The 18,278-nt window shown below is 61.2% G+C and carries 19 protein-coding genes; 8 read left to right on the top strand and 11 right to left on the bottom strand.

From position 1 onward, the window contains the following. Positions 1 to 37 precede the first annotated feature (37 nt). From P0M12_RS15150 to P0M12_RS15140, 3 genes are all read right to left on the bottom strand, one after another. Positions 38 to 442, bottom strand: coding sequence for a 6-carboxytetrahydropterin synthase (locus tag P0M12_RS15150; RefSeq protein WP_007727099.1), 405 nt, complete (start codon positions 440 to 442; stop codon positions 38 to 40). A 7-nt stretch (positions 443 to 449) separates the two neighbouring features. Continuing rightward, positions 450 to 827: a metal-sensitive transcriptional regulator gene (locus P0M12_RS15145; RefSeq protein ID WP_029537469.1), complete on the bottom strand. Its 378-nt coding sequence runs from the start codon at positions 825 to 827 to the stop codon at positions 450 to 452. Between the two features lie 198 nt (positions 828 to 1,025). Next, positions 1,026 to 1,832 (bottom strand): hypothetical protein, encoded by an 807-nt coding sequence (locus P0M12_RS15140; RefSeq protein WP_277377895.1) that lies wholly within the window; start codon positions 1,830 to 1,832, stop codon positions 1,026 to 1,028. A gap of 251 nt (positions 1,833 to 2,083) precedes the next feature. Here P0M12_RS15140 and P0M12_RS15135 point away from each other — a divergent pair, with 251 nt between their 5' ends. From P0M12_RS15135 to P0M12_RS15125, 3 genes are all read left to right on the top strand, one after another. Then, entirely contained in the window at positions 2,084 to 3,514 is a 1,431-nt protein-coding gene (locus tag P0M12_RS15135; RefSeq protein ID WP_277377894.1) for an MFS transporter, read from the top strand. 73 nt (positions 3,515 to 3,587) lie between these two features. Then, the gene (locus P0M12_RS15130; RefSeq protein WP_020906029.1) at positions 3,588 to 4,115 is read left to right on the top strand and encodes a carboxymuconolactone decarboxylase family protein; all 528 of its coding nucleotides are present in this window, start codon (positions 3,588 to 3,590) and stop codon (positions 4,113 to 4,115) included. Then, a complete protein-coding gene (locus P0M12_RS15125) occupies positions 4,099 to 5,421 on the top strand; it encodes an MFS transporter (RefSeq protein ID WP_277377893.1) in 1,323 nt (440 codons plus the stop codon). Before P0M12_RS15130 ends, P0M12_RS15125 begins: the two co-directional genes overlap by 17 nt. A 78-nt stretch (positions 5,422 to 5,499) precedes the next feature. On the opposite strand, the gene P0M12_RS15120 is transcribed toward P0M12_RS15125, so the two are convergent. Further along, positions 5,500 to 5,778: a YHS domain-containing protein gene (locus tag P0M12_RS15120; protein ID WP_073512084.1), complete on the bottom strand. Its 279-nt coding sequence runs from the start codon at positions 5,776 to 5,778 to the stop codon at positions 5,500 to 5,502. 269 nt (positions 5,779 to 6,047) lie between these two features. Here P0M12_RS15120 and P0M12_RS15115 point away from each other — a divergent pair, with 269 nt between their 5' ends. Then, the gene (locus P0M12_RS15115; RefSeq protein ID WP_208689917.1) at positions 6,048 to 7,007 is read left to right on the top strand and encodes a DMT family transporter; all 960 of its coding nucleotides are present in this window, start codon (positions 6,048 to 6,050) and stop codon (positions 7,005 to 7,007) included. Here P0M12_RS15115 and P0M12_RS15110 read toward each other — a convergent pair. Next, positions 6,997 to 7,671, bottom strand: coding sequence for a TetR/AcrR family transcriptional regulator (locus tag P0M12_RS15110; protein WP_277377892.1), 675 nt, complete (start codon positions 7,669 to 7,671; stop codon positions 6,997 to 6,999). The two genes, P0M12_RS15115 and P0M12_RS15110, sit on opposite strands and share 11 nt — an antisense overlap. A gap of 158 nt (positions 7,672 to 7,829) precedes the next feature. Here P0M12_RS15110 and P0M12_RS15105 point away from each other — a divergent pair, with 158 nt between their 5' ends. Beyond that, positions 7,830 to 9,332 (top strand): MFS transporter, encoded by a 1,503-nt coding sequence (locus tag P0M12_RS15105; RefSeq protein WP_020906025.1) that lies wholly within the window; start codon positions 7,830 to 7,832, stop codon positions 9,330 to 9,332. 355 nt (positions 9,333 to 9,687) lie between these two features. Here the strand turns inward: P0M12_RS15105 and P0M12_RS15100 are convergent, their stop codons facing one another. Further along, complete coding sequence (locus P0M12_RS15100) at positions 9,688 to 11,295, bottom strand: ABC transporter substrate-binding protein (protein ID WP_218695577.1); 1,608 nt, start codon at positions 11,293 to 11,295, stop codon at positions 9,688 to 9,690. A 134-nt stretch (positions 11,296 to 11,429) separates the two neighbouring features. Continuing rightward, positions 11,430 to 12,008, bottom strand: a complete 579-nt coding sequence (locus tag P0M12_RS15095; protein ID WP_042450527.1) for a CGNR zinc finger domain-containing protein — start codon at positions 12,006 to 12,008, stop codon at positions 11,430 to 11,432. A gap of 63 nt (positions 12,009 to 12,071) precedes the next feature. Between P0M12_RS15095 and P0M12_RS15090 the strand changes: the two genes are divergently transcribed. Continuing rightward, entirely contained in the window at positions 12,072 to 12,449 is a 378-nt protein-coding gene (locus P0M12_RS15090; protein WP_042450525.1) for a hypothetical protein, read from the top strand. Between the two features lie 93 nt (positions 12,450 to 12,542). Next, the gene (locus P0M12_RS15085) at positions 12,543 to 12,887 is read left to right on the top strand and encodes a hypothetical protein (protein ID WP_042450522.1); all 345 of its coding nucleotides are present in this window, start codon (positions 12,543 to 12,545) and stop codon (positions 12,885 to 12,887) included. Here P0M12_RS15085 and P0M12_RS15080 read toward each other — a convergent pair whose 3' ends face one another. Continuing rightward, positions 12,888 to 14,099, bottom strand: coding sequence for a saccharopine dehydrogenase NADP-binding domain-containing protein (locus tag P0M12_RS15080; RefSeq protein ID WP_054187867.1), 1,212 nt, complete (start codon positions 14,097 to 14,099; stop codon positions 12,888 to 12,890). Next, a complete protein-coding gene (locus P0M12_RS15075) occupies positions 14,092 to 15,090 on the bottom strand; it encodes an alpha/beta hydrolase (protein WP_277377920.1) in 999 nt (332 codons plus the stop codon). Before P0M12_RS15075 ends, P0M12_RS15080 begins: the two co-directional genes overlap by 8 nt. A gap of 143 nt (positions 15,091 to 15,233) precedes the next feature. Between P0M12_RS15075 and P0M12_RS15070 the strand changes: the two genes are divergently transcribed. Then, on the top strand, positions 15,234 to 16,112 hold the full coding sequence (locus P0M12_RS15070) for a phage repressor protein (protein ID WP_050655932.1): 879 nt from the start codon (positions 15,234 to 15,236) through the stop codon (positions 16,110 to 16,112). On the opposite strand, the gene P0M12_RS15065 is transcribed toward P0M12_RS15070, so the two are convergent. Together P0M12_RS15065 and P0M12_RS15060 are read right to left on the bottom strand one after the other, a co-directional pair. Next, positions 16,091 to 16,705, bottom strand: coding sequence for a hypothetical protein (locus P0M12_RS15065; RefSeq protein ID WP_050655923.1), 615 nt, complete (start codon positions 16,703 to 16,705; stop codon positions 16,091 to 16,093). The genes P0M12_RS15070 and P0M12_RS15065 overlap by 22 nt on opposite strands. A 210-nt stretch (positions 16,706 to 16,915) precedes the next feature. Continuing rightward, positions 16,916 to 18,241 (bottom strand): aminotransferase class V-fold PLP-dependent enzyme, encoded by a 1,326-nt coding sequence (locus P0M12_RS15060; RefSeq protein ID WP_050655922.1) that lies wholly within the window; start codon positions 18,239 to 18,241, stop codon positions 16,916 to 16,918. Between the last annotated feature and the right edge of the window lie 37 nt (positions 18,242 to 18,278).

Below are 18,278 nucleotides of genomic sequence, written 5' to 3'. Positions count from 1 at the left end.
GTCGACCGAACGCGGTGCGTCAACGAGATACGTCAGATCAATGTGATCTGACGTATCTTGTTGCCACACCGATCGTCTCGTTGTCGAGTTCGACGTAGGTCAGCTGAGGAATGCTGGACGCAAGTTCACTGAAAGCCCACTTCGCGACATTCTCGAATGACGGACGGAAATCGAAAATCTCCGGCCAGGCACCGCTCGCCAATTGCTCGGCACATCGATCGACGGACTCGTCCAGAGCGTCCGTGTCGACAAACCATCCACGTTCTCCGAGTTGGTCGTCCTCGAACGAGAACGCCACTCGCATCGTCACGCGAAATCCGTCGGCAGGCATCAGCGGCGGCAAGTTCTTCGCGTCCCGCACCGGTGCCGGAAGCCCCTGCCTCACAGCGAAGGTACGACGGATCTCGATACTGAACATGCGCACCAAGGTATCAATGTTCATCACAATTCTATGAGCGGACCAATCGCGCAATCGCGTCATTTGCTTCTTTGATCTTCGCGTCCGCCTCGGGCCCACCGGCAACAGCGGCTTTGACGACGCAGTGGCCGATGTGGTCCTCGAGCAGGCCCATGGCCACCGCCTGGAGGCCCTTGGTCATCGCCGACACCTGCGTCAGGATGTCGATACAGTACTTGTCCTCGTCGACCATGCGCTGCAGGCCGCGAGCTTGACCTTCAATGCGACGCAGACGCGCCAGGTAGTCGCCCTTGGCGGTGATGTAGCCGTGCGAATCTCCCGTGCAGCACACATCGCCGGTCGTATCATTGCCTTGGACACTGTTTGGGGCACTGCTTGGAGCGTTGCCCACTTCTGTCGCTTCCGACATTCGATGTTCTCCTGTTCGTCAACGCGAGACTTCGCAACAATTCTCGTTACCGGGGCGATGTGCGGAGACTCTTCGACTTCCGTTGTCTTGCAGAGCAATCACTGCGCACATCGCCACGCATTTCGCTACTGCACGAACAGATGGATGCATGGCGATTGCCCATGCCCGTTTTCCCGTTGCTGCGAAACTCATTCGGTCTCAGTGCCCGTGGTGCGAGTGGCTCGAGTGTTCGACCCCAGGCGTGGTCGCATTGTCGGCCGTCAGCGTGAATTCCGCCGTACGCACCACTCCGCCGTGCTTGAAGTCCAAAAACAACCGGTAATCCTCGGCGCTCGGCATGTTGGCGTAGAAGGTGATTGCCGGTCCGGCCGGCGTGAGACCGTCACCGGGGTAGCCGTCCGGATGGACATGGAGATAGGCGAGGTCGGAGGCACGCAACGCGACCAGATGCCCGTATGCGGCAAGGTAGGGCTGCAAGTCTGTGACCGGGATTCCGTCACGACTGACCGAGAGTGTGAGCTTCGATGTCTGCCCTGCGTGGGCCGCGCCTTCGAGAGAGACTGCGTAGCCGTCGACCGTCGTGGCGGCAGTAGCGGCGGGCAACGGCCGAGGATCATAGGATCCGGCGACGCGCACATCCGCACTGAGCGTGATTCCGTCACCGCCGTCCGGAGTGAAATCAGCGAATACTCGATAGTCTCCCGCATGATCGAAATCGACTGACACATGCCAGTTTCCGTTCTCGTCCAATTCGGGATGCACGTGCTGGAATCCGGTCAGGTCCAGACCGACCACGATCAGATGCAACTGCTTGTCGTGGGTGTCCGTGTACCGGGTCAACGGAGTTCCAACCGGATCCAGGATCCGGAACTGCAAGGGGACATGGTTGCCGACGGCCGCCTCCGACGTTGCCAATTCCAGTGTGTAGCCGTTGTCGCTGAACATCTTGCCCTCCAAAGTTTGGGTCGGCAGCACTTTCGTTGCCGTCTGCGTCAGGTTCTGCACTCCTTGACATCGAACCTGTTGCAATTTGTACCATACCCCCCTAGGGTATGCAACGAACTACTCGAACACCCTGAATTCACTCGAAGGAGATCCGATGCGCATCTACGCAGAGCGCCGGCCGAATGAGTTCCAAGAGCAGCATTTCCCCGTGCACCCCAACGAAGCGCTGCGCCGATGTCACCCAGGCCCGCTTACGACACCCCTTGACCACACAAGCATCACCTATACCCCGTACAGGTAAGGAACTCAGAATGTCCACACAACCGAAATCCACCCGTAAGTGGTGGGCGTTGGCGTTGATCGCCGCCGCTCAGTTCATGGTCATCATGGACACCTCCATCATCGGCGTCGCTCTCCCCCAGATGCAGAGCGATCTCGGCTTTTCCCAAGAAGGCCTGACCTGGGTCTTCAATGCGTACGTCATCGCGTTCGGCGGGCTACTCCTCCTCGGCGGCCGCCTGCCCGACCTGTTCGGCGCCCGCAGAGTGTTCTCCGCTGGTTGGCTGATCCTGCTGATCGGTTCCGTTGTCGCCGGTGCCGCCGGTAACGTCGCCGTCGAACTTGCGGGCCGTGCAGTCCAGGGCGCAGGCGCCGCACTCATCGCGCCCTCCGCGCTCACCTTGCTGATGATGCTGTTCGGCAGCACACAAAAGGAAATGACCAAGGCGCTGTCCATCTACGGCGCTGCCGCTCCGGCCGGCGGTACGGCCGGCGTGTTCCTCGGCGGCGTCATCACCGAATACACCAGCTGGCCTTGGGTGTTTTACCTCAACATTCCCATCGCTGTCATCGCGCTGATCGCTACTCCCCTCCTGATGCCGAACGCACCGGCACGTACCGGGTCGATCGACTTCCTCGGCGCACTCGCTGTCACCGCAGGTCTTGCTGTCGGAGTCTTCGGCATCGTCAGAGCACCTGATGTCGGATGGGGATCCGGGCAGACGTGGCTGGCGCTCACCGTTTCGGCCGCTCTGTTGGGTGCATTCGTGTTGATCCAGTCCAAGCGTCGGGAACCTCTGGTGCGTCTGGGAATCTTCAAGGCGCCCAACCTCGGTGCCGCGAACATCGCTCAGCTCGTCCTCGGCGCTGCCTGGATACCGATGTGGTTCTTCCTGAACCTGTACCTGCAGCAAGTGCTCGGATACAGCGCCTTCCCGGCCGGTGCGGCGCTGCTGCCGATGACGATCTTCGTCATGCTCGGCATGGTCGTCGTGGCACCACGGGCCATGGCACGCTTCGGTGCAAAAGCGATGATCGTGACCGGATTGCTTGTACTGGGAATCGGTTTGGGTTGGATGTCGTTGATCCGGCCCACCGGCAACTTCTGGGTCGACGTACTGCCGGCATCGCTCGTGGCTGCGGCAGGTATGACGCTGGCGTTCATTCCCTCACTCGGTACGGCGATTTCGGCTGCGCGCCCGGAAGAGGGCGGATTGGCTTCCGGCATCGTCAACGTCAGCTACCAGGTCGGCTCGGCTGTCGGCCTCGCGGTGATGACCGCGATCGCAGCAGTGTTCGGCGCTGATCAACTCGGTGACCTGACGGAGTTGACGAACGGTTTCTCCGCCGTGTTCCTCGGAGCAGCCGCCATCGCAGTGGTTGGCGCAGCAATCACCGCGATCGTGATGCGGTCGACCAAGGTCGACGATCCTCGACCCGTTCAATCCACCGTCAATTCTTGACCAACTCCGGTGGTGGGTTCGGCCGGCTGTCACCAGCCGAACCCACCACCGGCGGAACCACTTAGGACTCGTTATGTCGCGCCTTGCTTCTCTCACGCCCACCACCGCTGTCGGTGCATCGAAAGACCTTCTCGCCGAACTCGTCAACCGTCACGGACAGGTCGGTGACATGGTCGCGGCGATGGCTCATTCGCCCGCTGTGCTGGGCGGCTATCTGCAACTCAGCCGAGCAATGAAGCGAGCGAAACTGAGCCGCAAGATCACCGAGCGAATCTCTATCGCTGTGCAGGTCCAGCAAGGTTGCGCTGTTTGCCTCGAAGCCCACGTGGCCGCCGCGCACGCCAACGGCGTCGAGGCGGACGAGATCGAGCGTGCCCGCGCGGGCACCTCGGCCGATCCCGCCATCGCGGCAATGATCGACCTCGGGCTTCGCGTCTATCGGGAGCCTGCCTCGATTTCAGACGAACACATCACGGGCCTTCGAGCGCACGGCTACGGTGATCGCGAGATCGCCGACGTAGTCGGAATCGTCGCCCTCAATGTCCTGACCGGAGCTTTCAATCTTGTCGCGGGAGTGAAACCAAATGAACCGGATCGCTAACTCCGCACCGGAACGGAACAGCCTGCGTCTGTTCTTGATTCGCGACTATCGCCTGCTCTTCAGCGCCCAGATCATCGCGCTGTTCGGCACCGGGTTGGCGACGGTTGCGCTGGGTCTACTCGCCTACGAACTCGCCGGACCGAGCGCCGGAGCCGTGCTGGCCACCGCGCTGACGATCAAGATGTCCCTGTACGTCGTGATCGCTCCACTCGCGGCGGCGTACGTAGACCGGTTGCCGAGACGGGCTTTCCTCGTTGTCCTCGACGCCATTCGCGCAGCGGTCGTGATCGCATTGCCCTTCGTCAGCGAGATCTGGCACATCTACGTGCTGGTGGGCGTTCTCCAAGCTGCGTCGGCAGCGTTCACTCCCACGTTCCAAGCGGTCATCCCTGACATCGTGACCGACGAGGCCGATTTCACCCGCGCGCTGTCGGCATCGCAGGTCGCTTACACGATGGAAAGTCTGCTCAGCCCTGTTCTTGCCGCAGTCGCTCTGTCCTTCATGACATTCAACCTGTTGTTCGTCGCCACCTCCGTGGGCTTTGCCGTCTCGGCACTGCTCGTGCTGGCCACCCGAATCCCCAACGCTCGCCGAAGTACTCACCGCAAGGCGTGGGATCGGATCGCGTCGGGGGTGCGAATCTTCGTGACCACGCCGCGACTGCGCGGCATCATGGCACTCAATCTCGTGGCGGCAGCAGCCGGATCGATCGTGGTGGTCAACACCGTCAACTACGTCCGCGACGAGCTCGGTGGAACCCAATCCGACGTGGCGTGGATGCTTGCCGCGTCAGGCACCGGCACGTTGGTGACCGCGCTGCTTCTTCCACGCGTTCTCGACAGAACCGCTGAACGCACTGTGATGACAGCAGGTTCCGTTGTCTTGGTCGTCAGTGCCAGCGCGGCAGCAGCCCTCGCCGTGGCCGGTGCATTCACGTGGATGCTCACTGCCGCAGTGTGGGCACTCGTCGGCGCCGGGATGGCCATGCTCGTCACGCCGACCGGAAAAGTACTTCGGCGCTCCGTCGACCCCGCAAGTATTCCGGAGGTGTTCGCAGCCCAGTTCTCCCTGTCGCACCTTGCCTGGCTTGTCACCTATCCGATCGCCGGATGGGTTGGTTCGAGCGCGGGATTTGCGGTCACCTGGAGCATCCTTGCAGCGCTTGCCGCGGTGGGAGCCGTTGCAGGATTTGCACTTTGGCCTCGGGAGACGGTTGCTGAATTGCCCGTACAGGCGACGTACGAAACCACCCGAGGCGAATGCACCTTGGCGGCTGCCCAGTGCGCGTGCGCTCGCGCCGTCTGATGTCGACGGTCCGACTGCCCCCGACAGGGCTACAACGAAAGTGGTGGTGCAGCCATCGCCTGCACCACCACTTTTCGCTCAGCTCACGTCGGCATACTTCCTGGGATTTGCGTCGAACCGAGGACCACATCCCTTGCAGCAGAACCAGTACCGATTTCCTTCGAAGTCACGAAACAGGCCTTCCGCTTCGGCATGCACCTTCTCGATCACGCTGCCCGGCATGACCCGACATTCGACGAGTTCACTACTGCCAGCGGTGAGTAGGTCTTTCCCACCGGTCGGCATCGCCGTACCGACAGTGCCGACATCGCCTTTGGCGTCAGACTTCGGGGTGTTGCCACAGCCACAACTGCTCATTGGGATTCCTGTTCTTTTGCTGGACGGATGTGGCCCGGAAAGCGAGCCCGACACAATCAATATACCCCCTATAGGTATATTGGAGATAACTTGAAGGTCTGCGCGTACAGCATCTCGGCACATAAACCATTGCAGGAGAACGAATAATGCGTCCCCAGTCTCGGGTCACCTACAGCATCATGACACACTCAACCTTATACCTACCGGGGGTATAAGGTAGGTCTGGCATCGACCATCCATGTCCGCGTGGTCGTCGACGAAGAGGAGCAATGAAGAACTGGAAAGCAATCGGCAGCAGCCGATTCGCCGTAGTTGGAGCTTTGCTGTTGGTCGGCATGCTTTGGGGAAGCTCGTTCCCTCTGGTTGCTGTGGCAGCACCAACTCTCGGCGCCGTCGGCACGACGCACGGCCGCTTCATTGTTGCAGCGTTGGTTCTCGCGCTGATAACTGCTTCCAGCAGATCGACCTGGCGCGCGGTCCGTCATCGGTTTCCTGCATTCCTACTGCTGGCTGCCCTCAATGTCGCTGGGCCCCTGACACTTGTCGCAACTGCGATCGTCGGCCTCAACTCGTCGACGGCGTCGATCCTGAATGCCACGACTCCGATGTTCACAGTATTCGTCGCCGCTTTCTGGCTTCGACAAAAGATCACCTGGCGAAAACTCTCGGGGGTCGCGATCGGCATCGTCGGCGTCTCGGTGCTTGTCGGCGGAATTCCGTCAGCGATCGACAGTCGCGCAATGCTGGCCATTGGCGCATCTTTGACCGCGGCGCTGCTGTACGCAGTCGGAGGTGTCTACGCACGAAAGTCGTTCCAGGACACTCCACCCCTGACGCTGGCCCTCGGCCAACAACTTGCCGCGGTCGCCCTCTTGGTGCCGGTGTCCGCCGTCGCTCCCCCTCCGGGGCCCATAACCGTCGGCCCACTCATCGCCGTGGTAGCCCTGGGGCTGGGGGCTACCGCCGGTGGCTACCTGGTCTACTTCTGGATAATTCGTCAGGCGGGTCCAGTCGCGGCATCGGCCGTCACTCTTCTCGTTCCGATTTCGGCATCAGCCATCGGAGTGCTGTGGTTGAACGAGCCTGTTACCTTCGCGCTCGTTGGCGGTCTTGTCATCATTCTTGCCGGAGTCGGCTTGCTCCTGGATCTTCCGCCGACGCGAGATCCATTGCGCAGGGTTGCCCCGGACCGGGCGGCTAGCGCGGACAAACGGCCGGTCAGCGGCTGATCGGAGCCGTCCAAAGTCCGACCAGCGCGTCGACGAGGTCGGTCGTGAAGTCCTCCCATGACGTGACCGCGTCCGGCCCCTCTTCGGCAAGCGTGCGCTCGCGTTCGGCGAACATGTGCACGATCGCATTACGCCCGATGTCCGCGCGGGCGCGTCGAACACTCATCGGCATGTCAGTCAGACAGGCTGAAAGTCCGCGAAGCGTCTCCTGCAGAGTAGGCGAGGCCAGCACCTCGTCGTAAACGATTTTCCGCAGGACCGGGTCGGTGAGAATCTGCGCGCTGAACCGCGCATACCAGGTCGGGCCACCCATTTCGGCGTAGTGATCGGTCGACGCCCGAACCAGACACGAAATCCAGTCACGAACATTTGTGGACCCTTCGATCTCACGCAGCAGTTCGCCACGGTTCTTCTCGACCTGCTGGGAATGCTTGTTCACGATCGCGCGGACCAGATCGATCTTGGTTCCGAAGTGATATCCGACGGCAGCATTGTTGCCCTGACCTGCCGCGTCGCTCACCTGACGGTTCGAAACCGCGAAGACTCCATGTTCTGCGAACAACTGCTCGGCGACGGCGAGAATGCGGTCTCGGGTTGCAGCAGAGCGCGCGGAATTTGCGGCGCCGCCGACATCGGCCGACGCGTCCTCAGTCCTCGTAGTCATGGACACCATCATCCTCGACCATCCGAAGCTGCTCGGCACCGGAGATATTCGTCACGATCGGAGACACAGCCTTCCGTTAAGTCAGTCACTTGATTTAACTTTAGTTCAAGCAACTGACTTAAACTATTATTCGTTCTTCCTCCGATGGAGTTACCGCAATGTCGTCAACCACTTCACCACCACCGACAACGCCGCCACAGACAACGAAGTCGCCAGCCACCACCGCAGTGGTGGCTGTTCTGGCGTTTTCCGGCATCGTCGTCTCGCTCATGCAGACGCTGGTGATCCCGATCATCCCGCATCTGCCCGAGTACCTGAACGCGCCGGCGTCCGATACCGCGTGGGCTGTGACCGCCACGCTGCTCGCAGCTGCCGTCGCCGTCCCGACCATGGGCCGCTTGGGCGACATGTTCGGCAAACGGCGTCTACTCCTGATCAGCATGGCGCTGTTGGTAACCGGTTCGGTGGTCGGAGCACTCAGTTCGAGCGTTATCCCCCTCGTTGCCGGCCGAATCCTGCAGGGCCTTGCTGCCGGCGTCATTCCGCTGGGCATCAGTGTGATGCGCGACGTGCTTCCGCCCAAGAAGCTCGCCGGCGCTGTTGCGATGATGAGCGCTTCACTGGGAGTCGGCGGCGCTCTAGGTCTTCCGATCGCGGCTTTGATCGCCGAGTACGCCGACTGGCACGTCCTGTTCTGGGCGTCAGCCGTGCTCGGCGCTCTTGCGGCCGTTCTTGTTGTCGTCCTGGTCCCCGAATCGACGGTTCGCACAGGTGGCACGTTCGACTTCGGCGGGGCAATCTCGCTCTCAGCCGCCCTCATCGCTCTACTACTGGCCATTTCCAAAGGTGGCGACTGGGGTTGGACGAGCACGCTCACGCTTTCCTTGTTCGGCGCCGCGATCCTGATATTCGGATTCTGGGCTTGGTGGGAACTACGCACCCCCAAGCCGCTGGTGGATCTACGCGTATCCATCCGCCGCCAGGTGCTCTTCACCAACCTCGCATCGATCGTGTTCGGATTCGCGATGTTCGCCGCCAGCATGGTCTTTCCCCAGGTAGTCCAGTTGCCTGAAGTCACTGGTTACGGCCTAGGCGGTTCGATGCTCACCGCAGGTCTGGTCATGGCTCCCTCCGGCATCATCATGATGCTGATCTCTCCGCTGTCCTCACGCATCACCAATTCGCACGGCCCCAAGGTGACGCTCATGCTCGGCGCCGTTGTCGTCGCAATCGGTTACGGCATCGGCATTTTCGCCATGCACTCGATTTGGGAACTGATCGTGATCGCCGTGATCATCGGCGCCGGTACCGGTATGGCTTACGGCGCGATGCCCGCTCTCATCATGGGGGCTGTTCCTCCGTCCGAGACCGGTGCAGCCAACAGCTTCAACACCCTGATGCGCTCCCTCGGTACATCATTCGCCAGCGCCATCGCGGGTGTCGTCATCGCCCAGATGACCATGTCCATCGGTGGGGCAACGCTGCCGTCGGAGAACGCTTTCCGCGTCGTCATGGCCCTCGCTGCGGGATCCGCCGTCGTCGCACTCGTCCTGGCCGGTTTCCTCCCTCGGTTCAACAGCTCCAACTCCCGCAAGGAGATTGGTAGCCAGCACACCGATACGTCCCCGACCACGTCGAAGGAATCCGTTCCGACACACTGAGCCAGCGCGCAATACACACTGCGCTGTACACACAGCCCGGCCCCGGCGGAGTCCAACTCCGTCGGGGCCGACGCGTTTCACACATTTTGCTGTTGATACACCTGCGGACGACAGTTTCGTGACATGCTCCGTTGAGATGGGTGCTCGTTCGATACTCGGGGAAAGGATGCCGCGATCGCCGCTCCTCGTGCTGACGTAGCCCTTGCTGTCGCCGCCGCTGCCGTCCTGGGCATAGGCGTCGGTGTCCTTCTTGCCGATGTCGTCGCCGGCCTGGCTGCAGGTGCGGGTGCTGCAGTGGTATTTCGGTTTGCTCTTCGGATGATCAATACCCGAAAGTGAGCGGTTGTCGAGGGTCCTACTTCAGGACACGGATCGCCGAGCCCGGAAGGATTCCGCTCGATGGCGGGTAGATCGACGTTGCGCCGTTGAAGAACATGTGAGCGGGAGTCGTGGATACCGGCAGCAGGTCGATGTCGTTGAACAACGCGCGCTCACTTTCCTCCCAGACCTTGCAAGACTCGTCACCGGGAAGAAGCGAAGCCTCAGTGGACAATTCGATGTACTTCTTGTTGTCGAGGGAAGCGAAGTTCACTCCTTCAGGTTTGGGCGGGCCGGTGAAGTACTTGGCAAAGATGCTCGGCGTATCACTCCCCAGCGTCAAACCGATGGAAACGTCCCACGACGACAGGTCGGTGGTGCTGAATGTGTTGGCGATGACAAAACTGTAGTCGCCGCCGGTCAGTTTCACATTCGCGCCCAGTCCTTCCCACTGTGTTGCCACGTATTCCGCGGCGGCAGAGTTCGTATCGCGTGAGTTGTTGAAAATCACGTTGAGGGCAAGCGGTCGACCGTCCTTCGTCAGGATGCCGTCGGGACCCGCCTTCCAACCTGCGTCGGACAGCGTTTTCTTTGCTGCATCGACGTCGAAATCGGGGATCGTCCCTTCGACACTGTTGTAGTCGCAGGCAAGGGGTTCCGAAACCGCGAGGGCGCGTGCGCGGGTTCCTTTACCGCCGGTGGTGATCTCGGTGTAGTCGTCCAGGTCTACTGCCTGCACGAGGGCCTGCCGCACAGCACGGTCTGCCGTGGGTAGGGCCGCGAAATGATTGAAGATGAACTCGCCGGACAACGTGGTGTAGGTCTTCGAATCCAGACCCGCGGCCAAGACTCGTTCCTCGTCCGAACCGGTGACCGCTGCGGCATTCACTCCGCCGGTGAGAACAAGATTCGCCGTCGTACTGGGATCGGTGACAATCTTGATCGTCACTGTCTTCGGCACTCCGAGAGTGTCGGAAGTGGTCTCGCCGTTCGGACTCCAGGTGTAACCGTCGCGGCGTTCCATCGTGATGTGATCGTTCGGAACAACTTCGGTGACCTTGAACAGACCCGTTCCGTTGCTACTCGAACGGATGCTGGCCGGGTCTTCGAGCGTCGCAGCGCACGGAAGCCGCAACGCGCCGATTCGAGAGAGCAGGAAGGGCGCTGGCTCGGCGGTAGTCACCGTCAGTTCGTCACCGTCCGCTGAGGCCGAAGTCGACATCGGCACAGTGGATCCGCGTAGCGGTGAAGCGTTTTCAGGATCCATGACCCAGTTGATGTCATCGGCCGCGGTCTGTGCGGTGAAGGAAGTGCCGTCGGCACAAGTGATGCCCTTCTTGAGCACGAACTTCAGCGTGTTCCCTTCTTCACTCCAGCTCTCCGCCAGATAGGGACGCACAGTGCGTGTTTGCGCGTCGATGTCGATCAACGAATCGTACGAGTACGCGTTCACGATCTGAGTCGACGTAAGGTTGGTGATCAGAGGGTGCAGATTTCCGGGATCGGCGTTGATGACAGTCGTGAAACTGCCGTCCTTTGCATACTCACCGACCGAACCTCCGGGACTGGATGCGCCGCCACACCCGGCCAGGGTGAAAACCCCAACGCTGATAACTGCTGTCGCGGAGACAGAACGGGCTTTCATACGAGCCGCCATCTACTAGGAGTTGCCATGGCGACAATCGTGCGGGATTGACGTGGTCTGTATCTCGTTGAAGTTCCCCATACAGTCGGCCGTACTCTGTTCGATTGTCACTATCGACCGGGCAAGCGCAGACGCTAAGTACGACGCTGCCGTTGACGGTGATTCGCGACGTTGATTCGGTTGCCGCACAACGCCGGCATGCAGTAGCGGCGTCGCCCTCCACGGCTTGTATCGACGAACACCCCGTTGCACGTCGGCGAGGCGCATGGGCGGAATCGTTCGTACCCCAATGTGCGCAGAGTCCCCAGCAACGAGTAGCCGATCAACAGCGCAAGTTCGCCGGTGAGATTGATTCTGCTGTCCGGTACCGCATTCCATCGATAGTCGGACCGGGCATCAGGCACGAGTCGGACGTGATGCGGGACGGTCTGCAGGAGTCGATGAGTGCGATCAACGAGCTCATCGGAAGTCGGAGCATCGAGAATCGAACGAATCCCCTCTCTGAGTTCCTTGACCTCAGCAAGTTCACCGCTGGTAAGCCGACGTCCGTTGGTGAGCGCATCCGGCGAGAGTCCATGTTCGTCCAGTAGATCGTGAAGCGCCTGAGGGGCAGCCAACGCGTCACCTGCCTCCACCCACACGCGGGGCGAGGTATTGACCAAGTCGGTCGCAAACGACGCACCGGCGACGTAATCGTCTAAAACTACTTGCATCCCTTACCGTCCTGCCCTACCGTAATTGAATACCCTAACTTTACACCTTACGGAGGCGGCGGGATGGAACATTGCGCAGACCACAGGCTGCCCGAGATACTCCGAGACACTCACCACCGATTGCGCCGCGCCGGTACCGTGGCATCGCAGACACCCGTCGTCGCTGCCGATCTCTACTGGTCGATCGGCGCGCTCGCCCAGTGCCTGACCGCGATGGACGAGGTCATTTCACAACTTGGAATCAATGCCCGAAAGCAGTTGCGCGCTGGAAAGTTCGACGTCCAGAGCGGACCGTTCGAAGGAGAGCCCGACGCCGCCCTACTCACCGCAGTTCTTGCGCTCGCCAGAGCATCGAGTAGTTGCGAACCGGTTCAGGCGGCAATCGGCAACGCTCAGATCGCGGTGAGTGATCTCGTCGTCTCAAGGCCCACCAGCGCTTGACGCCCGCGCTCGCAGCCTGTCCCAATAGAGACTGTATGGTTGGTTTTCAGGCAGCCATCGAGAGCATCGACCAGCAGGAACCGGGTTATCACTGTGAGTGCAGGAACATCGACAATCTACGAGGACCGAACCGTCCGGATCGACGATCAGGGCGTCACGATCCGCCACTACTACTTTCCGTTTGTCAGCAAGTTCGTCCTGTACTCGCAGATCGAATCCGTCGACCTCGGAGTCATGTCATGGCTGAGCGGACGCCTACGAATCTGGGGAACAACAGATTTCAGCTCGTGGTACAGCCTGGATCTTTCACGCCCGTGGAAGGAGACCGCGGTGGTACTCACTCTCGCCGGCCACGGATCGCCTTCGTTCAGCCCCAAGGACGCCGATCGCGTCGAGACCGAAATCCGCAGTCGCATCGGATCACACGCCGCGAACTGACTAGCGGAACTCGGATTCGACGGTGACGATCTCACTCCAGTCGGTTCGATCGAACAACCGCGCCAGCGCAGTGAACAGAACTTCCGGGTCGACGACGCTCTCGGGTGAGTGCACACCGATCCGATCCGAAATCGTTCCGTCGGCGAGCCGGGACACCACCTGAGCAAGGCCGAGCGCCAAGGGGATTCCGGTTGCACCGGCCATGTCCGACAGCAACTCCGACACCGGTGAATCGTCGGCAATCCGGGCCACGACGCGCATCGCTCTTCCGTCGAACATTCCTGTCGCCGAGGCGAAGAACAACGGCAGGGATCCGTGGCCGGCGCGCGTGAGCATTCGAGGCGCAGCACGGATCATCCGTCCGAGCGAAGGCTTGCCCAATTCTTCGGCGGCCGAGTCGAGATCGATTCTCCCCTTGTCGATGTCGGCGCGGAGAACGTCGAGAAACGCCACGGTTTCCGGTGTGATGACCATCAGATTTGCCGAATGCCCCGCAGGATTGATGGTCCGATGAAACATCACCGGCTCCGGATGCCCGACCACGTAAGCGTTCCCCCGACGTCCGCCGGGCAGTTCGAGTGCGATGGAACGCAACGGTTCTTCGTTGACGATTCGCCCCGCACGAACCACCGGAACCTGGCCGCTGATCTGCTGCATCCAGTGAACGGCGGCTGCACTCAATGTGTCCACCGACTCGTCCTCGCCCTCGACATCAACCGGCCAGGCTGTATACAGATCGTCGACCACGTCCAATCGCGAGACTGCCATCGCGGCCAGGAGGTTACTCATCCCGGGACTTGCGCCCATGCCGACTACCGCACAGATTCCGGCTCCCCTCGCGGCACAGTCCAATTCCAGCATGTCGACGGCCGGCTCCCAGTCGTCGCAGATGTCGAGATAGTGAGTCCCGGTCTCGATCGCTGCCTGGAGAATGCCGACGCCGAAACGGAAGAACGGTCCGACCGTATTGACGACCACGTCTGCGCCGTCAAGCAATTCACGTAGCGTGCGACCGTCCGTGACGTCGATGCTGCGCGCCTCGACTTCCGCTGACGCCTGCGCCAGTTCAACTGAAAGACGCTTCGCAGCATCGATATCGCGATCCGCGACTACTACCTTGCCGATTCCCGGCAATGTTGCGGCCAGACGAACTGCTGCCGAGCCCATGGCACCGGCACCACCCAGTGCGACAACCGTGATTCCGTCAGCCATGAATTCCCTCCAAAAATGCAGTCTGATCCGCTAGATAGCCGGGAGCGAAGATCGAACGGGGAGCAAGGACGGCCACCAGAGCGGACCTCACTTCCGAGTCTTCGAGATCCTTGTCCACGATCGAATGCGTAGCGTCGGGGTACTTCTTGACCACCAATTGCCCTGGAGTGTCCAACAATTCGCGATACACCCTTTCGGTATCAGCCACGTCGACGTTGACGTCTTGTCCGCCGATGATCAAGAGCACCGGAACCTTCACGGTTTCGAGATCGGCTCGCGCATCCGAGAGGTAGTTCTTTCGGATGAAGTTCCACCGGTCTTCGGTGAGACCGTCGGCCTCGCCGGAGGCCACGAGATCGTCGAACGATGCATCACGGGCCAACTGATCCAAGTTCTTCGCACGAGCGACCCGCGCTTTCTCGAACTCGTCGGCCGACGCATTTCTCTCGGAAAGTTCGGCTAGGGTATTGAATTCGCCTTGTTGGAGCCAGTTGATCGCGGGACCCACGGCAATGACGAACGCTACGTCCGGGTCGAGGTTCACCACCTTGGGCATCACCCACCCTGCCTGGCTTGCACCCCACAGACCGATCCGAGACGGATCGATATCCGAACGTCCCCGCGCCCACTCGATTGCCGCTTCCGTTTCTGCCGCGCGATCGTCCATGCTCTGGTCGAGCCAATTGCCCGGTGCCCCATTCACCCCCGGCTTGTCCCAGGAGAGTGACGCGTACCCCGCCTTTGCGAACGCCTCCCACACCGGTCGATAGAACGTCTCATGTGTTGCATCGACCGGGCCGTCTCCGTGGACGAAAACCACGAGCCCGAAGGGACCGTCACCGTGTTCGGGCAGTGCAAGGACTCCCTGGAGCGGCACCGATCCCCCGGTGATCGTCACTTTTTCCTCACGGATGTCATAGGTGTTCTGATACAGCGTCCAGCCCACCAGAGTCGCGATCAGAACAACGACCACCGCCAGGGAAGTAACCATCCACCTGCGTAAACGAGGCTTACTCTTGCCCTCGCTCATCGATTCCGCTGCCATCTTCCCGCCCTAACGTACGAATTTGAAACGATCGTATTGCATTCGATAGTACAGTTGTGGGCGAAGATGTCGAGAAGCGAGGAAAGGACATGGCGATGACCGACAGGGACGTCGATGTACCCACGAGGATCTTGATCGAGGGACTACTGCGCACGGACGGAACTGTCGACGGGCACACCCTCTATGCCACCGCCGACGCCCTCGGCAAAACTGATCAACAGGTTCGGCTGTGCATAAAGCGGTTGGTCACCGAGGGGAAGTTCACTCAGGAAGGTCGCGGGCGGCAGGCCACGCTACGAGCAACGCCGAAAGCCCTGCGCGAGATGGAACCCGACGTCGAATTCGTTCGGCTGGCCTATCGACAAGACCGCGACACTGTGACGCCGTGGGACGGGTATTGGCACCTGGCCGGATTCGCAATTCCGGAGTCGTCACGGAAAGCGCGAGATGCGCTGCGCACCAGGGTCGTTTACCTCGGCGGCGCGCTCGTCCAGGGCGGTCTGTACGTCTCGCCGCACGCCTGGGAACCGTATATTCGCGATGCGGCCGCCGAACTCGACGTCGAACAGCACCTGTCTTCTCTCACCACTCGAGATCTGAAAGTGGGCACTCTCGAAGACCCCGTGAAGATTGCCGCGCAGTTGTGGCCACTGGACCAGATCGCTGACGGATACGAACGGCTACTCGACGTAGCGACCGCACGCCTGCACAAACTGCAGAACAGTCCGGGTACCGATGCTGTCACGATGACCATCGAACTCGCGGCGGAATTCACGCGAGCCATGGAACCGGATCCGCTGTTGCCGCCGGAACTACTGCCCACCAACTGGATCGGCACGAGGGCTCGGTCGATCACTGCGCAGTGCTGGACGCTTCTGGCACAGGTGGACGGTGCCGACGAATTACCGTCGCTGTTCCACCTGTACGCAGATGCAATCGGTGACGATCAGGACGCAAGCGTGCGATGACGGGGCGGCAGTCCGAAACGCCCGAGAACCTCGTCGACTGCGGTGGACGGTGTGACAAGTCCGCGATCCTGAAGCCACGGAATGGTGCTGTCCACCAGATGCTCGAGCGTGCGAGGCAATGCGAGAGGCAGCAACGTAACGCCGTCGGCGACCTCCGCAGCTCGGATATCGGCGATCAAACTGCCGAGACCGGAAGGCGTTCCGACGTAATGAAGCGAAACGGGAACCCGCGGCGAGGTCAACGCGCTGTCCAACTGCGCAAGCTCCTTACGAGCGGAGCGAGCCTCCGGCGCGATCAGAATCTCGAGATCGACCAGCACTGCGACGCTGTCGGGATCGCGTCCTTCTTCAGCGACGGCAGCGCGTATCCGTGCGCGTTCGAGCTGTGCCTCACGCAGATCCGCAGCGCGAATCCGAACCACATTGGTAGGGAATGAAGCCAAATCGAGAGCCTTTTCACCCTCGGTGAGGTCCACCCAGTAGTCGCCGCCGATGATGGGCAGGTTGCCGGGTGCGCCCTCAGCGGCCGGATGGTGACCGGATCCGGTCAACTCGACCGCTACGTGCAGAGAATGCGAAGCGAGTGAAGACATGTGAGACCTCCGAAAATCAGAAAAGTATGGGATGAGCGAGACGAATCGTCAGCTCGAACACATTCCTGAAGAGGTGCGGCACAGATCGACATGGCGACGGCACCACTGACCGAGAGTGATGCTCACTCTCGAAGGGGTGGCGGGAAAATCCGCTGGTGCCATGGCTGCCATGCTAGTTGTCCGTTCGAGTTTTCGGGGACCGAGCTCAGCTCAGACGCACTCGGCTGCGCCGGCATTGTCGTCTGCGGCTCCGAGGAAGGGGCGGGTCTCGGGCACAGGGTTCCACGCACCTGCCGTCTTCGCGTACTTCCAATCACGCTGATTCGAAACCAGGATGTTCACGGCGTCGACCAACCGCGTCACGTCGTCCGAGCTGCTACCGAGGCCGAGGCTGGCGCGAACTGCACCGCCGGAGAGGCCGAGGCGCGCGAGAACCGGATGTGCGCAGAAGCGACCGTCGCGAACTCCGATGCCGTGCTCGGCGGAGAGGAATGCGGCGATCTCGCCCGCTTCGAATCCGTCGACGGTGAAGGTGACGATTCCGACGGCGTCGGGAGCGTCGTTCCACAGTCGCACGAGTGAGACGCCCTCGATGGCGGACAAGCCGTCAGTGAGCTGGGCGGTGAGCGCCTTCTCATGCTCGGCGATCACGTCGAAGTCCAGGGCGTGCAGGGTTTCGCAGGCGGTCGCGATGGCTGCCGCACCGAGCACGTTGGGGGAACCCGCCTCGTGGCGTGCGGGCGCGCAAGCCCACTCGGTGGATTCGACGGTCACCTCACGCACGGCGCCGCCGCCGGCGAGGTACGGCTGAGCTTCGTCGAGCCAGTCACGGCGGCCGACGAGAACGCCGGCGCCGAAGGGCGCGTACAGCTTGTGGCCCGAGAACGCTACGTAGTCGACGCCGCATTCCTGCAGGTCGATGCGACGGTGGGGAGCCAACTGAGCAGCGTCGACGAGGATACGTGCGCCGCAACGGTGAGCGATGTCAGCCAAACGTGCAATCGGCAGGATCTCACCGGTCACGTTGGAGGCCCCGGTGATTGCGAGCAGCGCGGCAGGCTTGGTGCACAGTTCACCGATCAGACGCTCGATCGTTTCTTCGATGGTGTCTGCGGCGGTGACGATACGAGCGTCGTTCCACGGCAACAGGTTTGCGTGATGCTCGACGTCGAGGACGACGGTGCTGCCGGGGACGCACTGCGCAAGCAGGTTCAGCGAATCGGTGGTGTTCCGGGTGAAGACGACAACCTGATCGTCGGCACAGTTCACGAAACGAGCAACGGATTCACGAGCGTTCTCGTAGGTGAGCGTGGAGATCCGGGACGCGTAGCCGGCACCGCGGTGGACGCTGGCGTACGTGGGCAACAATTCGGCGATACGGTCGGTGACCTGGGCCAATGCCGGCGCGCTGGCCGCGTAGTCGAAGTTGGCGTAGGAGCATTCGCCGCCCTGAACCAATGGAACCTGCAGGTCGGCACCCGAAACCTTGGCAATCGCGGTGGTGCAGCAGGTGTCGGCACTCAATACAGCAGTCATCGAAGACAATCCTCACGTTCAAGGACTCGTTCGTCGG

The sequence above is a fragment of the Rhodococcus sp. RCBS9 genome, from assembly GCF_029457415.1.
Classification (GTDB): domain Bacteria; phylum Actinomycetota; class Actinomycetes; order Mycobacteriales; family Mycobacteriaceae; genus Rhodococcus_F; species Rhodococcus_F qingshengii.
Note: the sequence above shows the minus strand (reverse complement) of the source record. Positions and strands in the feature narration are given on the sequence as shown.

Coding starts and splice junctions, on each gene's coding strand:
- P0M12_RS15125 (WP_277377893.1), top strand. CDS start 4,099: ATGAACCGGATCGCTAACTCCGCACCGGAACGGAACAGCCTGCGTCTG.
- P0M12_RS15080 (WP_054187867.1), bottom strand. CDS start 14,099: ATGGCTGACGGAATCACGGTTGTCGCACTGGGTGGTGCCGGTGCCATG.
- P0M12_RS15075 (WP_277377920.1), bottom strand. CDS start 15,090: ATGGTTACTTCCCTGGCGGTGGTCGTTGTTCTGATCGCGACTCTGGTG.
- P0M12_RS15070 (WP_050655932.1), top strand. CDS start 15,234: ATGGCGATGACCGACAGGGACGTCGATGTACCCACGAGGATCTTGATC.
- P0M12_RS15060 (WP_050655922.1), bottom strand. CDS start 18,241: ATGACTGCTGTATTGAGTGCCGACACCTGCTGCACCACCGCGATTGCC.
- P0M12_RS15100 (WP_218695577.1), bottom strand. CDS start 11,295: ATGAAAGCCCGTTCTGTCTCCGCGACAGCAGTTATCAGCGTTGGGGTT.
- P0M12_RS15145 (WP_029537469.1), bottom strand. CDS start 827: ATGTCGGAAGCGACAGAAGTGGGCAACGCTCCAAGCAGTGCCCCAAAC.
- P0M12_RS15090 (WP_042450525.1), top strand. CDS start 12,072: ATGGAACATTGCGCAGACCACAGGCTGCCCGAGATACTCCGAGACACT.
- P0M12_RS15150 (WP_007727099.1), bottom strand. CDS start 442: ATGAACATTGATACCTTGGTGCGCATGTTCAGTATCGAGATCCGTCGT.
- P0M12_RS15130 (WP_020906029.1), top strand. CDS start 3,588: ATGTCGCGCCTTGCTTCTCTCACGCCCACCACCGCTGTCGGTGCATCG.
- P0M12_RS15120 (WP_073512084.1), bottom strand. CDS start 5,778: ATGAGCAGTTGTGGCTGTGGCAACACCCCGAAGTCTGACGCCAAAGGC.
- P0M12_RS15115 (WP_208689917.1), top strand. CDS start 6,048: ATGAAGAACTGGAAAGCAATCGGCAGCAGCCGATTCGCCGTAGTTGGA.
- P0M12_RS15135 (WP_277377894.1), top strand. CDS start 2,084: ATGTCCACACAACCGAAATCCACCCGTAAGTGGTGGGCGTTGGCGTTG.
- P0M12_RS15065 (WP_050655923.1), bottom strand. CDS start 16,705: ATGTCTTCACTCGCTTCGCATTCTCTGCACGTAGCGGTCGAGTTGACC.
- P0M12_RS15105 (WP_020906025.1), top strand. CDS start 7,830: ATGTCGTCAACCACTTCACCACCACCGACAACGCCGCCACAGACAACG.
- P0M12_RS15110 (WP_277377892.1), bottom strand. CDS start 7,671: ATGACTACGAGGACTGAGGACGCGTCGGCCGATGTCGGCGGCGCCGCA.
- P0M12_RS15095 (WP_042450527.1), bottom strand. CDS start 12,008: ATGCAAGTAGTTTTAGACGATTACGTCGCCGGTGCGTCGTTTGCGACC.